The following is a 14,161-nucleotide window of genomic DNA, read 5'->3' on the forward strand; positions in this document are numbered from 1 at the left end:
TTGCGGGGTGTGGTTGGTCAGCTATCAGCATCGTCGCGCAAGCTTTGCCACAGTCGCAGCGCAGCATAAGCACGCCATGGTGCCCAGTCTCCGGCACGCACCAGCAATTGCGCTTCGGTCAGTCGTTGTGGCGCGGCGGCTTTTTGCAGACCGAGATCACCAGCCGGAAACGCATCCGGAAAGCGCAGCGCCCGCAACGCGATGTATTGGGCAGTCCATTCGCCAATGCCGTGCACCGAGCGCAGTGCGCTGATCGTTGGCGCCAGCGCCTGCCCGGGCGGTATCGCCAGCCCGCCTTGCACGGCAAATTGGGCCACTGCACGGATGGTCGCGGCGCGGCTGCGTGGCATACCGAGTCCGGCGATGGCCTCGACCGGTGTCGCTGCCAGCAGGTCGGCGGACGGAAAATGGCGCTGGATGGACGCAAACGGCGTCGCCGCGAGTGCACCGAAACGCGCCACCAGCCGGCCCGACAAGGTGGTCGCACCAGCCACGCTGATCTGCTGGCCGAGCACCGCACGCACCGCCAGTTCGAACACATCAAAGCACCCCGGCACACGCAAGCCCGGCAGTCGGGTGATCTGTGCGGCCAGCAGCGGATCCTGCGCCAGATGCCGGTCGATGAGGGTCGGGTTGGCATCAAGGTCGAACTGACTGCGTACCCGCGCCAGCAATGGCATCAGGACGTCGGCCAGCGCGGGGGCAATTTCCAGCTGCAGCTGGTTTTTTAGCGGCAGATGGGTCACGCGCAGCCAGCCGCTGGCACCATCGAGCTGCACGCTGCGCAGATAAGCACCGGCATCGACGGTTTCCAGACCCGGCATGCTCCGGCCAGCCAGATAGGTCAGCATCGTCGTCCATGCCAGCGGTGGCCGGTAAGCCAGTCGCAAGACCAGCGCATCGCCATCGCGATGCTCACCCGCGCTACGCCGGATCGCGCCGGGCGCAATACCGTAGCGCGCCGCGAACAGCGCATTAAAACGCCGCACGCTGCCAAAGCCGGCTGCATGCGCCAGTGCGGTCATCGGCAAGGTCGTTTCTTGCAGTAGCTTCTTGGCAAACAGCAGACGCTGCGTCTGCGCCAGCCCGACAGGCGTCACGCCAAAGTGCTGTAGCAGTACGCGGCGCAACTGGCGCGACGACAAGCCGACGGTCGCGGCCAGCGCCTCGATGCCGCTGCCTTCGTCGTGATGATTGAGGGCGCCGGCGGCAATGCGCTGCCAGACCGCATAGGCCAGATTCTGCTGCAGCGCATACGGTGCCAGCTCAGGCCGGCAGCGCAGGCAGGGCCGAAACCCGGCCTGTTCCGCTGCCGCTGCGCTGCTAAAAAACCGGCACATCTCTGCGCGTGGCGTGCGTGCCGGACAGACCGGCCGGCAGTAAATGCCGGTGCTGCTGACACCGGTAAAAAAGATACCGTCAAAACGGGCATCGCGCGCGGTCAGAGCGCGGTAGCAATGGGCATCGGCTGGCGTGGTGGTGTCGTCGAAGTCGGGTGTCATGGAATCGTTATACGCGTCACCGGCGCACCGTGTCTGGCCGTTTTCGGCCACGCAAGCGCAACGGCAAGTCTTCCGGCAGATGCTACGATGCCGCCATGAAAAATTTCCTCCTCCTTGCCATGGCGACCCTGCTCGCCAGCACCATAGCCCATGCGCAGACAGTATTGCCGCCGCACCTGAGCGGCGATGTCGGCGCTGCCGTCTACGCGACTACCGCCAACGTCCGCGGTGCCAGCCACCGGCCGTCATTGCTGCCTTACGTGTATGCCGATTATCAGCGCCTGTTTGCGCGCACCGATACCTTCGGCGTGAAAACCATTGCCCTCGGCGCCGGTTATCTGGAGCTGGTCGGCCGGGTCAGTCAGGAAGGTTACAAGGCCGACAGCGCGGCATTGCGCGGCTTGCGCGACCGCAGCACGCCGGTTCCGCTGGGCATAGGAACCTATCAGGAAACGCCCTATGGCGGCTTCTTTGTCTACGCGATGCATGACGTCAGCTCGGGTGGTTCGCTGCTCGAAGCGACGTATGCCGCCGAGTTTTCTTTCGCCGGTTTTAAAATTTACCCGCAAGTAGGTATCGAGCGGCGCAGTGCCGCGTACGTGCAGCATTTGTATGGCGTTGATGCGGCAGAATCGGCGCGCAGCAGGATAGCGTCGTATCGTGCCGGAGCCTCGACGGTGCCGGTCGCCGGCCTGGCAGCCGAATTGTCGCTGGGCGGGCCGTGGCACCTGCTGGTGCAGGCACGCCGATCGTGGCTGGATGCGGCAATCCGCGACAGTCCGCTGGTGTCCACGGGCACGCAGACCAACGGCTTTGTTGCCGTGACCTACGCGTTCAAATAAACGGAATCGCGATCAGTGCCGCATTGCTGCCGCCAAACGCAAACGAGTTCGACATGACCGCCCGCAGCGACTGTTGTGCGCGGCCTTGCAGTGCGACGTAATCGAGGTCGCACGCCGGGTCCGGTTGCGCCAGGAACGCCGTCGGCGGCACGGCCTGCTGGCGCAATGCCTGCACGGCCAGCACGAATTCGAGCGCCCCGGCCGCGCCCAGCGTGTGGCCATGCACGGCCTTGGTCGAACTGACCATCAGCGTAGCGGCATGCGCGCCAAAGACATCCCGTATCGATTGGGTTTCGGCCAGGTCGCCCGCCAGCGTGCCGGCACCGTGGGCATTGATATAGTCGATCCGGTCGGGTGTCAGGCCGGCTTCGCGCAAGGCCATGCGCATCGCACGGGCCTGGCCGGCCGGATCCGGCTTGGTCATGTGGGTGGCATCATTGCTGGCACCGTAACCGGCCAGTTCGGCCAGGATGGTGGCACCGCGCTGCTGCGCCGAATCGAGCGATTCGAGCATCAAGGCCGCGCCGCCCTCGCCCAGAATCAGGCCGCTGCGGTCCAGCGAAAAGGGCTTGCAGCTGCGTTCCGGATGGGCCGCATCGGTCGTGCCCAGCACATGCAGGGCTTCCCAGGCGCGCCAGACGCCGAGCGTCAACATCGCTTCCGAGCCGCCTGCCAGTGCGCGTTCGGCATAGCCGTGGCGGATATGGCGGAAGGCTTCGCCGATGGCTTGGGCCGACGACACGCAGGCACTGCTGTAGGTATTGACGCTGCCGCCAAAACCGGCGCGCAAGGCGATTTGTGCGGCCGAGGCGTTGTTCATGCTGGCCACGACGGACATCGGCCGGACCCGGTTTTTTTGATCGATGAACAGGTCGGCGTAGCCATTGTCGATGGTTTGCGCACCGCCCATGCCGGTGCCCCAGAACACGCCGCTGGCTTGCTGCGCGACGGGATCATGCTCCATTCCGGCTTGTTGCAGTGCTTCGCTGGCGGCAGCCCAGGCCAGCAAGGCGACCCGGTCGAACAAAGGCAATTCGGCCTTGCGGATCAGCTCCGGCAAGGCAAAGCCGATTTGCGCGGCGCAACCGGTGATGCGATAGGGCCCGGCACTGATGTCGACCGGTGCTATGCCGGAGCGCCCGGCGAAAGCCGCGCTGAAGTTGGTGTCGGCTCCTGTGCCTAGCGCCGAGATGGCACCGATGCCGGTGATGACGACGCGTTTCATGGCCGGCTCAGGCGGCGGGTTTGTTGTTGAGGTAACGGTCGATGTTATCGACGATATCCTGGACCACGACCAGGCTCGGGCGCTCATCGCCCAGCGTGATATCGAACTTGTCTTCGAGGTCGAAGATCAGTTCGGCGACGGTCAGCGAATCGACGCCCAGCGTGGCCAGTTCGGTATCGGGCAGGATGGTGGCGGCATCGATTTCGAGCTGCGCTGCGAGCATGGCGACAACAGTGTCATAAGACGTAGCGGGTTGGGACTGGTCAGGCGTACTCATGTTGATCTCTAGGGATGGTCGGAATGGCGTGATGGGCGGGACGCACTGATTGGTCGAAGAATGTCACCGTCTCAGTTGCCACACGTTCTTTTTCATTGTCCAGCGTGATGATGTGATAGCTGTCGTGCAGGATGATTTTTTTAGTGATGGCGGAGGCGATGCTGCGTTCGACCAGGTCGGCACTTTTCGGTGTCGCCACGTCATCTTCTTCGGCATGGATGATCAGGGTCGGACAGCGCACCTTGCCGAGATCTTTCTTCACATGCTTGATGAGCCGGTCGGCCTGGAAGATGCCTTCGGCCGACAGGCGCGAGGCACCGGCAGCAGAGGAGGTCGTCACTTCCATCTCGCGCGCAATCCACTTCTGCAGTTTCGGATTCTTGATCCCGAACGGGAAGCGCTCCTTGTACGAATACAGATAGCGCACCGGCGTGTAATACGCCAGCGGCAACAGGAAACGATAGAACGGGATACTCCAGCCGTCATAGGCCAGCGTCGTGGCCAGTACCGACAGCGCCGCGACGTCATCGGGTCGCTCGCTGGCCAGTCGCAACGCCAGCACCGCGCCTATGCACAAGCCGACGACCGAGACCGACGCATGGGTCCGTTTGAGCAAGTCGAAGCGTTGCTGTACTTCCTCGAACCAGCGTTCGTAGCGGGTGGTGTCGTAGGACATGTCCTGGCCGCTGGCATAGCCGTATCCTGGAATCAGCGGAATATGGACCGTATAGCCGGCGCGCTGCAGGCGCTTGCCGACGAACAGCATTTCAAGCGGATTGCCAAGCAAGCCGTGCAGTGCCAGCACGGCATGATCGCCGCCGGGTAACTCGATGGTACGCATGGAAGGGTCTGGATTTTAGAGTGTGTGAATGTACGGAATCGGACATTTTGGAGGGTGGAGTATATCCCGTTTTGTCAACCGGGTTCGAGCAGGTCCGGGTACAACTGCCAGGCGACACGGACGGCATCGTCGACACTGAGGTCGCACAGCGCGGCGGCGCTCAAGCCGGCGATGTCGGCCCGCTGCAGGACATGTTGTGCCGGCGCTTTCAGGCGGGCAAATAGCAGGTGCTTGTGGCGCACCAGCAGCGCGCGGTGGAAGTCACCGAGCGCTTCGACGGTCGAACTGTCGAGGTCGGGCGAAGCTTCCAGACTGAGGATCAGGGTCGTGGTGTGCGGGCCGGCTTCCATCAGCGCGTGACGCACTTGCGACAGGATGCGCTCGGCGTTGGCAAAAAACAGCGCCGTGTCGGGACGCAAAATCAGGATGCCGGGTATCGCACGCGCGTCGGGATGCACGCTGCGGCTGACAAAATCATGGCCATCGGCCAGTCGCGCCAGCACCGTCACCGATGACTCCGACAGCCGGCGCAGCAGCATCAGCAGGCTGACCGCGATGGCCGCGAGCAAGCCATCGACGACCCCCAGCAGCAGCACTGCCAGCACCGCCGCGATGATCAGCAGGCGATCCCGGTGCAGCAAAAAATACGGCTTGAACATCGCTACCCGCAGGGTGTGACCGACCGCGTAGATCACGATGGCGGCCAGCACCGGTTGCGGCGTCAGCGCAATCAGTGGCAGGCACAGCAGCACCACCGCCAGCAACGCCAGCGCGGCGACCGCGCCGGCCAGCCGCGACACCGCGCCACCGGCTTCGTTGGCGGCGGTTGCCGAATAGCCGGCACCGACCGGCATGCCCTGAAACAGCCCCGATACCAGGTTGGCCGCGCCCAGGGCCAGCAGGTCGCGGTTCGGTACCACGTGGTCGCCGTGCTTCATGGCAAAGGTGCGAATCGCACTGGTCGATTCGGCATACAGGATCAGCACCATCGCCACACCCAGTTCGGCCAGCCGCAACCAGTCCGAATACGGCAATGCCGGCAGCGACGGCGCCTGCAGTTGCAAGCGGATCGGGCCGACCAGCGCGATGCCGTAGCCGGCCAGCGGCAACCACTGGCCGGCAGCGATGCCGAGCACGATGACCAGCAGGCCGCCGGGCACGCGCGGCAGGCGCGCAAAGCCGGACAGTAACAGCACGGTCAGCAGGGCCAGCAGCGCGGCCGGACCATTCCAGTCGGCGTGCCGGCTGGCCAGATCAGCGATCATGCGGAAGATATCGGTGTGATGCAGCGGCGCGCCCAGGACTGCCGCGACTTGCTTGAAGAGGATGACGATGGCCAGCCCGAAAGCAAAGCCGCGCAGGACCGGCTTGGCGATGAAGTCGGACACGCTGCCGATGCGGGCCAGTCCGGCGATCAGGAAAAACAGCCCGGTCAGCACAACCAGCCCGAATCCCATTGTCAGCCGCAGCGCCGGATCGGTGCCGGCGGTGCCGGCCGCCGCCGCTGCCAGCACCGCCGCCGAGGACGACGTGGCCGACACAATCGCAAAGCGGCTGGTGCCGATCAGGCCATAGCAGACCAGACCGGCAAACAGGGCGATGACACCGGCCTGCGGAGGCAAGCCGGCAATGCCGGCATAGGCGACGGCTTCGGGTAACAGCAAGCCGGCCAGTGAGAGGCCGGCAATGACATCAGGCCACGACAGGCGCAAGGGCGGGGTACGCACGTGCGCCGGGCGCGAAGATTACTGGATCCAGAGCCGGATCGAATCCCAGGCGCGGCCGAAGATACCGGCTTCGTTGACGTTTTCCAGCGCGAGGATAGGGAATTCGGCGATCGACTTACCATCGACCATCATCTTCATCATCCCGACCTTGCTGTTGGCGGCAATCGGCGCGACCAGCGGATCCTTGCGTTCGAGCACCGGCTTCATTTTGGCAGCGACACCCTTGGCAACCGTGACATAGATATCCTGCGTGAAGCCGATTTTGATGGTTTTCTCGGAACCCTTCCAGACGGGCGGGGTTTCTACGGGCTGGCCTTTGCCATACAGCTTGATCGTATCGAAGTTCTGGAAGCCCCAGTTCAGTAGCTTCTGGCTTTCCTGGGTACGTGACTGGTCTGAATTGGCACCCAGCACGACCGAGATCAGGCGACGTTCGCCACTGCCGTTGGGCCGTTTGGCCGAGGCGATGATGCAATAGCCGGCCGCTTCGGTATGGCCGGTTTTCATGCCATCGACGCTCGGGTCCAGCCACAGCAGGCGGTTGCGGTTGGGTTGCGTGATCTTGTTGTACGTGAAGCTCTTGACCGAATCGATCTTGTAGAACTCGGGGTAATCGGTGATCACCGCCGCGGCCAGTTTGGACAGGTCCTGTGCGGTCGAATAATTGTTCTGGCTTGGCAAGCCGTGCGGGTTGCCGAACTGGGTATTGGTCAGGCCCATGCGCTTGGCTTCGCGGTTCATCAGCACCACGAAGGCTTCTTCGGTACCGGCCACGGCTTCGGCCAGGGCGACGGCGGCGTCATTGCCGGACTGGATCATCAGGCCATGCAGCAAATCGTCGACCGACACCGGCGTGGCCGGATCGATGAACATTTTCGAGCTGCTCGGATCGACCTTCCAGGCGCGCACCGACACGTTGACCATCTGCGCGAGTGCGAGGCGCTTTTCCTTGATCGCCTGGAACGTGACATAGGCAGTCATGATCTTGGTCAGCGAGGCGGGCTCGATGCGCATGGTCGGGTCTTGCGAGGCCAGCACCTGGCCACTGGTGGTGTCGAGCAGCAGCCAGGATTTGGCCGCGACGATGGGTGCCGGCATGGTCTGCGCGTAAGCCGGTTGTACGAAAGCGGAAGAAAGCGATATGACAGTAGCGGCGAGGGCCGCGATAAAGATTTTCATGAGGGTCAATGGTAAGCGCCGTGCCGGCAAGGCCATGGCGTGGTGGAACAAAAGGCGAGAAGCCGGACAAAAAAACGATGCACGAATTATAACGCCCGGCTCAGCGGTGCCATGCTTCGACCACGGCATTCTTGATATGTTGCAATTTGCGATGAAAAAAATGATCGGCCCCGGGAACCACCCGCACGACGATGTCTTGCGGGCGTAGCCAGTCCAGCACGGCCGTCAGCGCAATGGTCTCATCGAGTTCGCCATGGATCAGGATGGTGTCTTCCGGCACCGGCGGCATCGCCCATTTGCCGGCGGCGGCACCGACCAGGATCAGCCGTTCGGCCGGGGTGTCCTGCGCGATCAGGCGCTGCTGCAATTGCGCCTGCACGAAGGTGCCAAATGAAAATCCGGCCAGCGCCACCGGCAAGCCCGGCAATTGCTGCTGCATGTGCGCCAGCAGCAGCGCCATGTCATCGGTCTCGCCGCGCCCTTCGTCGTGCAGGCCGGTCGAGCCGCCGACTCCGCGAAAATTCATCCGCACGGCGGCATAGCCGATGCTGACAAACGCCCGCGCCAGCGTCTGCGCGACCTTGTTGTCCATCGTGCCGCCGTACAGCGGATGCGGATGCGCCACCAGCGCGATGCCGCGCGGACTGCCGTCGTCGGGGTCCGGCAGGTCGAGCGCACATTCGAGCGCGCCGGCCGCACCGGTAATGAAAAATTGCTGGGTGTGGGCATTCATGGCGACAGTCCGGATCAGATTTTCAGGCGTTCGACAATCTGGCCGCCGATCAGGTGGGTATCGATGATGTCGTCAATGTCGTCCTTGTCGATGTAGGTGTACCAGGTGCCTTGCGGATAGATCACCATGACCGGACCTTCTTCGCAGCGGTCCAGGCAACCGGACTGATTGATGCGGATTTTGCCCTGGCCGTTCAGGTCGAGGGCTTTCAGACGGCTCTTGGCATGCTTCTGGGCGGCCTGTGCGCCGCGTTCGCCGCAGCACGGCCGGCCATCCTCACGCTTGTTCATGCAAATGAAAACGTGCTGCTCAAAATACGGTGTGTTGTCCATGATCGCTCGCAAAAAAGGTGGGAGGGAGGCAGTACAGGTGGCGACTGATGGCGGCATCATACTTTAGCCTTGCTGCGATGCACCGGATGCAGCAGGAACCATAGCGCAAAAAACGGCCACAGCAGCGACAGGAATTGCGCCGCGCCGTTGAAGCTGAGGAACTTGCCTTGCACCCAGCTCTGCAGCGTCACCACAAAGTACGGATTCGGCGGAATCAGGTTCACCGCCAGCAAGCTGATCAGTAGCATCAGTACCGCCGAGCGCCGTTGCACCAGTCGCGACGTGAAGTGCAGGCCGGCCAGCATCAGCAAGCTCAGCAGCAGGCCGCCGCGCGCGCCCGGCGTGAGCCAGACGAAGGCGTTTTCAGGCGCAAACAGCAGCGCACTGGCCATCGACTTGGCCGCCAGCGCCAGCACGATGGTCAGCAGCATCAGCGTCCACAGCGGCGCTTTCTTGCGCAGCAGGCACAACAGCGTGAGTACCGCTCCGGTCATGCCGAAGGCGGTAATGATGGTTTCGCACAGCCAGAATTGTTCGGCGCTCAGGCGCAGGCCCGGCCACATCAGGGTAAACAAGTCGATCGGGCTGCCGGCCAGATCGGTCAGTGCCTCGGACAACAATGGGGTCAGCTGACCCTGGCCAAACAGATAGCCTTGCGGATAAATTTGCGCCAGCGGCCACGCACAGACCACCAGCAAGCCGCGGCTGGCTTCATGCGAAAACCAGCGCTGACGCACTTGCAGCAAGCGACTCTGCTGCAGGAAAAAACTGCTGCTGACCAGTCCCATCGCGCCGCCGATCACCGCCCCCGCGACATTGGTCAACAAGTCCAGATTGGACGGGACCCGCGTCGGCAGGAAGGTCTGGACCGCTTCCATCGTGCCCGACCACAGCACGCCGGCCAGCAGCACCAGCGCCAGCACCAGCGCCCCGCGCAGCAGCGGATACAGCGCAAACACCAGCAGCATGCCGAACGGGATATAGGCGATCACATTGGTCGCGACGTCGAACACAGTCCAGTAATGCGGCAGCGGTGAGCGCACAAAACCGAGCGGTGGCAAGCCATTGCTTTGCCAGCCGGTGAACGGATACCAGCTGGCATAGACAATCAGCAGCGCGTAGCCGAGCAGGGCCAGGCGCGCGAAGGCCGAGCCGGTTGCGGGAGCGGGAAGAGGTATCGCTGCCGTCATTATTTCTGCGGTGGCAGGGTGCCGAGCCAGTCGATCACGTCGGTGATCAGCGCATCGCTGGCACCGGCCAGCGCCCGCGCCCCGCCGGCGGCATCGGCACTGGCTGCAGGACGTTGCTGCGTGAAGCTTTTTTGCGCCACCAGCAGGCGCTCATTGAACACCGCCACGCGCACCGTCAGCTGTCCGGTACTGCTGGCTGGCGTCGTGAAGACCTGCACGAATTCATCGACCGCAACGCGCAGCAGCGGCACATTGCGCGCACCATCCGAGGCGGCCAGCACCGCGCTGCCGGCGCGGGCGAGCCGCGCTTTCAGGCGCTGCTCGATCAATTGCGCCGGGGCCATGGTCCAGCGGCTGTCGGCAAACTGCTGCGGCTGCTGGCTGTTGGCATAGTCCAGCCGGTACAGCATGCGCGGATTGTCGAGGAAGGGTGACGAGGTCGCGCTGGCAATGCTGACGGCCGGCAGCACCCGGGCGACCTGGCTGGCGGCAGGCAGCGGGCCGAGGTCGAACTGCGTTGGCGCTGCAGCGGGTGTGGCGCAGCCGGCGAGCAGCAGCAGGCACGCGACGAGCAAGGTGGTTTTCATGGCGTTCCCGTCAAGGTGGCAAAGATAAAAAAAGGCGGCATCAGCGCACCGGCGCAACAAAGCCGGCTTCGCCCGGGCCGGGTGCCGCCGGGGCGGGACCGAACAGGATACTTTGCGGACGGTTGTTGAAGGTGTCGAGTGTCCGGTTGACCGCGTGCAGCGTCGAGTTTGCCTCGTCACCGAGCGGCAGAATCTTGAGCTCGATGCGGCCGGCCACCGATCCGAGCTGGTCGACTGTCGTTGCCAGCCGGTCCAGCGTACCGTCCGGTGCTTGCAGGCGCGTCGTGATGCCGGAAAAATTGCTGACCAGCTTGCCGGTATCGTCCGACAAGCGCTGGACCGAGGCCAGCGTGTCGCTGGCTTGCGTCGTCAGTGCCGGCAGGCGCGACAGCGTTGGTTCGAGCCGGGCCGGAATCGATTCGAGGGCGATGGCGGCTTTGCTGATATCGCTGAACGCGCCCAGCATCACGGCCTGATTATCGGGTGTCAGCAACCGATTGAGTCGCAGCGTCAGCGCTTCGGTCTGCTGGAGAATGACCAGGCCGCGCGTCTGCAGGTTATCGAACAGGCTGGGGCGCATCTCGATGCGGGCCGGTTTATCTTTCGAGCTGGTCAGCTTGACCGGCTTGCTGCCATCGTCATCAAGCTGCACGTACGCAATCCCGGTGACGCCCTGATAGCCGAGCACGCCATAGGTCGATTGCGTCATCGGCGTGCCCGGCCGGACGCTGATGTGGACCAGTATCTGGCCCGGCACGTTCGGGTCGAAAATGATCTCGTCGACCTTGCCGACATCAAGCCCGCGATAGCGCACGTCGGCTTGCGGATTGAGGCCGGGAACCGATAACTTGGTCGCCATTTCGAAGGGCACCCGCTCGATCCGGTCGCGGTTGAACCACATCGCCAGCAGGATGCCGGCCACCAGCAGGGCCAGCGTAAAAATACCGGCCATCAGGGCATGCGATTTATTTTCCATCAGCTTCTTTCCTTGTCCAGGACCTGTAGCGCGCGACGTCCGCGACCGCCCAGGAAAAATTGTTCGATGAACGGATGCGGCACCGCAATGACTTCCTGCGCCGTGCCAACCGCGATCAGATGTTTGTCGGCCAGCACCGCAATCCGCGTCGCCAGTGCCAGCAGCGTATCGAGGTCATGCGTGACCATCACCACGGTCAGTTGCATCGCCTCGCGCAATGAGGCGATCAGCGCAACGAAGCTGTCCGACAGGCTCGGGTCGAGGCCGGCAGTCGGCTCGTCGAGAAACAGCAGTTCCGGCTCCAGCGCCAGCGCCCGTGCCAGCGCAACCCGCTTGACCATGCCGCCCGACAGGTCCGATGGCATCTTGCACGCGTCGGCCGGGGTCAGTCCGACCATCTGTAATTTCAGCAGTACCGCATCGCGGATCAGGTCTTCCGGCAGCGTGCGCAATTCGCGCATCGGTTGCGCCACATTGTCGAAGGTCGTCAGCGCCGAGAACAGCGCACCGTGCTGGAACAGCATGCCCCAGCGTTGCCGCAACTGCTGCAGCTGCGCGTTGTCGGCTTGCTGCAGATCGGTGCCAAACACCTTCACGGTACCCGCAGCGGGGCGATCGAGTCCCAGCATTTGCCGCAGCAGCGTGGTCTTGCCGGAGCCGGAACCGCCGACCAGCGCAATGATTTCTCCCGGCCCGACCTGCAGGTCGAGGTGGTCATGGACCACCGTATTGCCATAGGCGGTACGCAGTGCGTTGATGTCGATTACCGGCGCGGCCATCAGAAACCGACCCCGCTAAAGACAATCGCAAACACCGCATCAGCCAGGATCACCACTGTGATGGCGGTGACCACCGAACTGGTGGTGCCGGCCCCGAGGCTCTCGGTATTGGCCTTGATACGGAAGCCGAAGTGGCAGGCCACCAGCGCGATCAGCCCGCCGAAAACGACGCCCTTGCCGATGCCGATCCAGTAGTTCGCCAGCGGCACCGCATCGGGCAGCTTGTGCAAAAAATAGCGCGGCGACAGGCCCAGCTCGAGGTTAGCGGCCACCATACCACCGAGTAGCGCCATCGCATCGGTCCAGATCACCAGTAGCGGCATCGCGATGGCCAGCGCCAGCACCTTCGGCATGATCAACCGGAAGCCGTGCGGCAAGCCCATCACCAGCATCGCATCGAGCTCTTCATTGACCCGCATCACGCCCAGCTGTGCAGTGATCGATGAGCCCGAACGACCGGCCACCAGGATCGCCGCCAGCAAGGGGCCGAGCTCGCGGATGATGCTCATGCCGAGAATATTGACCAGATAGATGTCACCGCCAAATGAATGCAACTGCTGCGCCGACAGATACGACAGCACGACACCGATCAGCATGCCGACCAGCGCAGTAATGCCCAGCGCCTGATAGCCGGTGCGATAAATGTTCGAGGAGATTTCTTTCCACGGACCACGCCGCGGGTTCAGGGCAAAGCGGCGCAGATCGAACATCAGCTGGCCGAGCAGGCCGACGACGTCGACCAGATGTCCGGTCAGCGATTGCGTGCGCGCGCCCAGCCGGATCAGCTGTTTCCAGCGTGGCTTCTGCACCTCGGGCAGCGTCAGCGGGCCAGCCTGTTCCAGCCGCTGGAAAAACTCATCCTGCCGGCCGGTCAGCACCAGGCCGGGCGGGCGGGTCTTGCCCCAGACATTCCAGAGCCATTGCGCACCGATGTGATCGATGGCGGTGATCTGCGTCAGGTCCCAGCCGGTAGGCTTGGTCAGTCGGGCCAGTGCGGCGTCGAGCTGCCCGATCACGCCGGCATCTGCCAGCGCATGGACTTGCCACGTGCCGGAGGCGACGATGACCGAGAGATGGGCGGGATCGACCGCGAGCGCCGGAGGGGCAGGTTTTTGCATGGGGGCCAGTGTAAGGGAGATCACCAGCAGCGTCACGGCAGCCGCTACAATGCCCCCATGAAATTGCTCCATTCCCCCGCCCGTATTGCCGCCGCGCTGCGCACCGCCGTGCCCGGCCTGACCATCGACGCCGTGGCCGAGACCGGCTCGACCAACGCCGACTTGCTGGCCCGGCTGGACCAGCTGCACGGTCCGGTATTTTTGGTGGCCGACCAGCAAACGGCCGGCCGTGGTCGCGCCGGGCGCACCTGGCATTCCGAACGTGGCGCCTCGCTGACGTTCTCGCTGGCGTGGCCGGTGCGGGTGCCCTTGCAGGCGTTGGTCGGTTTGCCGCTGGCCATTGGCGTGGCACTGGCCGACGTGTTGGCCGGACACGGGATTGCCGCGCAACTGAAATGGCCCAATGACCTGCTGGCCGATGGCAGCAAGCTCGCCGGTATCCTGATCGAAACCGCCGTCGACCGGCAAGCCGGTGCGCGCTTGTGGGCGGTCATCGGCATCGGTATCAACCTGTCGGAAAACGCCGCACTGGCCGCGCGCATCGGCCAGCCGGTGGCCGCACTGGCGGACGCCGGCGCGATCGACCGCGACCTGCTGCTGGCCGATTTGCTGGGCCACCTTTGCCTGACCTTGCAGGAATTCGAGGAATACGGTTTTGCGGTTTTTGCCGAACGCTGGAATGCCCTGCACACGCATCGCGGCCAGCCGGTCAGCATCATCGACCGTGGCCAGACCGTGTGTGAAGGCGTTGCCGTTGGCGTCGATGCGCAAGGCCGGCTGTTACTCGATACCGCGCAAGGCCGGCGCACCGTGGTGGCCGGCGATGTCTCGCTGCGCGCCGTGGAAGCCTGAC

The 14,161-nt window shown here is 63.8% G+C and carries 15 protein-coding genes; 2 read left to right on the forward strand and 13 right to left on the reverse strand.

Features of this window, described 5'->3' with window-relative positions:
• Nucleotides 1-17: 17 nt before the first annotated feature.
• Complete coding sequence (locus RHM62_RS02045) at nt 18-1,502, reverse strand: AlkA N-terminal domain-containing protein (protein ID WP_322123927.1); 1,485 nt, start codon at nt 1,500-1,502, stop codon at nt 18-20.
• Nucleotides 1,503-1,597: 95 nt separating this feature from the next.
• Between RHM62_RS02045 and RHM62_RS02050 the strand changes: the two genes are divergently transcribed.
• Nucleotides 1,598-2,344, forward strand: a complete 747-nt coding sequence (locus tag RHM62_RS02050; protein WP_322123928.1) for a MipA/OmpV family protein — start codon at nt 1,598-1,600, stop codon at nt 2,342-2,344.
• Here RHM62_RS02050 and RHM62_RS02055 read toward each other — a convergent pair.
• The 12 genes from RHM62_RS02055 to RHM62_RS02110 form a co-directional block, all read right to left on the reverse strand.
• Nucleotides 2,337-3,569 carry a beta-ketoacyl-[acyl-carrier-protein] synthase family protein gene (locus RHM62_RS02055; RefSeq protein WP_322123929.1) on the reverse strand — a complete coding sequence of 411 codons (1,233 nt, stop codon included), beginning with the start codon at nt 3,567-3,569 and terminating at the stop codon, nt 2,337-2,339. The two genes, RHM62_RS02050 and RHM62_RS02055, sit on opposite strands and share 8 nt — an antisense overlap.
• Before the next feature lie 7 nt (nt 3,570-3,576).
• Nucleotides 3,577-3,846, reverse strand: a complete 270-nt coding sequence (locus tag RHM62_RS02060) for a phosphopantetheine-binding protein (RefSeq protein WP_322123930.1) — start codon at nt 3,844-3,846, stop codon at nt 3,577-3,579.
• Nucleotides 3,833-4,687 carry an alpha/beta hydrolase gene (locus tag RHM62_RS02065; RefSeq protein WP_322123931.1) on the reverse strand — a complete coding sequence of 285 codons (855 nt, stop codon included), beginning with the start codon at nt 4,685-4,687 and terminating at the stop codon, nt 3,833-3,835. Before RHM62_RS02065 ends, RHM62_RS02060 begins: the two co-directional genes overlap by 14 nt.
• Nucleotides 4,688-4,761: 74 nt before the next feature.
• Entirely contained in the window at nt 4,762-6,414 is a 1,653-nt protein-coding gene (locus RHM62_RS02070; RefSeq protein WP_322123932.1) for a SulP family inorganic anion transporter, read from the reverse strand.
• A gap of 18 nt (nt 6,415-6,432) precedes the next feature.
• Nucleotides 6,433-7,593 (reverse strand): D-alanyl-D-alanine carboxypeptidase family protein, encoded by a 1,161-nt coding sequence (locus tag RHM62_RS02075; RefSeq protein WP_322123933.1) that lies wholly within the window; start codon nt 7,591-7,593, stop codon nt 6,433-6,435.
• A gap of 100 nt (nt 7,594-7,693) precedes the next feature.
• Nucleotides 7,694-8,326, reverse strand: coding sequence for an alpha/beta hydrolase (locus RHM62_RS02080; RefSeq protein WP_322123934.1), 633 nt, complete (start codon nt 8,324-8,326; stop codon nt 7,694-7,696).
• A 14-nt stretch (nt 8,327-8,340) separates the two neighbouring features.
• Entirely contained in the window at nt 8,341-8,658 is a 318-nt protein-coding gene (locus RHM62_RS02085; RefSeq protein ID WP_009666012.1) for a (2Fe-2S) ferredoxin domain-containing protein, read from the reverse strand.
• 56 nt (nt 8,659-8,714) lie between these two features.
• Complete coding sequence (locus RHM62_RS02090; RefSeq protein ID WP_322123935.1) at nt 8,715-9,848, reverse strand: VanZ family protein; 1,134 nt, start codon at nt 9,846-9,848, stop codon at nt 8,715-8,717.
• Nucleotides 9,848-10,435, reverse strand: coding sequence for an ABC-type transport auxiliary lipoprotein family protein (locus RHM62_RS02095; RefSeq protein WP_322123936.1), 588 nt, complete (start codon nt 10,433-10,435; stop codon nt 9,848-9,850). The genes RHM62_RS02090 and RHM62_RS02095 overlap by 1 nt, the downstream gene beginning before the upstream one ends.
• A gap of 40 nt (nt 10,436-10,475) precedes the next feature.
• Nucleotides 10,476-11,411, reverse strand: a complete 936-nt coding sequence (locus RHM62_RS02100; RefSeq protein WP_322123937.1) for an MlaD family protein — start codon at nt 11,409-11,411, stop codon at nt 10,476-10,478.
• Complete coding sequence (locus RHM62_RS02105; protein ID WP_322123938.1) at nt 11,411-12,190, reverse strand: ABC transporter ATP-binding protein; 780 nt, start codon at nt 12,188-12,190, stop codon at nt 11,411-11,413. Before RHM62_RS02105 ends, RHM62_RS02100 begins: the two co-directional genes overlap by 1 nt.
• A complete protein-coding gene (locus RHM62_RS02110; RefSeq protein ID WP_322123939.1) occupies nt 12,190-13,308 on the reverse strand; it encodes an ABC transporter permease in 1,119 nt (372 codons plus the stop codon). Before RHM62_RS02110 ends, RHM62_RS02105 begins: the two co-directional genes overlap by 1 nt.
• Before the next feature lie 57 nt (nt 13,309-13,365).
• Between RHM62_RS02110 and RHM62_RS02115 the strand changes: the two genes are divergently transcribed.
• Entirely contained in the window at nt 13,366-14,160 is a 795-nt protein-coding gene (locus tag RHM62_RS02115) for a biotin--[acetyl-CoA-carboxylase] ligase (protein ID WP_322123940.1), read from the forward strand.
• The last annotated feature ends 1 nt before the right edge of the window (nt 14,161 follow it).

The organism is Actimicrobium sp. CCC2.4 (genome assembly GCF_034347385.1).
Lineage (GTDB): Bacteria > Pseudomonadota > Gammaproteobacteria > Burkholderiales > Burkholderiaceae_D > Actimicrobium.

Coding starts and splice junctions, on each gene's coding strand:
- RHM62_RS02045 (WP_322123927.1), bottom strand. CDS start 1,502: ATGACACCCGACTTCGACGACACCACCACGCCAGCCGATGCCCATTGC.
- RHM62_RS02050 (WP_322123928.1), top strand. CDS start 1,598: ATGAAAAATTTCCTCCTCCTTGCCATGGCGACCCTGCTCGCCAGCACC.
- RHM62_RS02055 (WP_322123929.1), bottom strand. CDS start 3,569: ATGAAACGCGTCGTCATCACCGGCATCGGTGCCATCTCGGCGCTAGGC.
- RHM62_RS02060 (WP_322123930.1), bottom strand. CDS start 3,846: ATGAGTACGCCTGACCAGTCCCAACCCGCTACGTCTTATGACACTGTT.
- RHM62_RS02065 (WP_322123931.1), bottom strand. CDS start 4,687: ATGCGTACCATCGAGTTACCCGGCGGCGATCATGCCGTGCTGGCACTG.
- RHM62_RS02075 (WP_322123933.1), bottom strand. CDS start 7,593: ATGAAAATCTTTATCGCGGCCCTCGCCGCTACTGTCATATCGCTTTCT.
- RHM62_RS02080 (WP_322123934.1), bottom strand. CDS start 8,326: ATGAATGCCCACACCCAGCAATTTTTCATTACCGGTGCGGCCGGCGCG.
- RHM62_RS02085 (WP_009666012.1), bottom strand. CDS start 8,658: ATGGACAACACACCGTATTTTGAGCAGCACGTTTTCATTTGCATGAAC.
- RHM62_RS02090 (WP_322123935.1), bottom strand. CDS start 9,848: ATGACGGCAGCGATACCTCTTCCCGCTCCCGCAACCGGCTCGGCCTTC.
- RHM62_RS02095 (WP_322123936.1), bottom strand. CDS start 10,435: ATGAAAACCACCTTGCTCGTCGCGTGCCTGCTGCTGCTCGCCGGCTGC.
- RHM62_RS02100 (WP_322123937.1), bottom strand. CDS start 11,411: ATGGAAAATAAATCGCATGCCCTGATGGCCGGTATTTTTACGCTGGCC.
- RHM62_RS02105 (WP_322123938.1), bottom strand. CDS start 12,190: ATGGCCGCGCCGGTAATCGACATCAACGCACTGCGTACCGCCTATGGC.
- RHM62_RS02110 (WP_322123939.1), bottom strand. CDS start 13,308: ATGCAAAAACCTGCCCCTCCGGCGCTCGCGGTCGATCCCGCCCATCTC.
- RHM62_RS02115 (WP_322123940.1), top strand. CDS start 13,366: ATGAAATTGCTCCATTCCCCCGCCCGTATTGCCGCCGCGCTGCGCACC.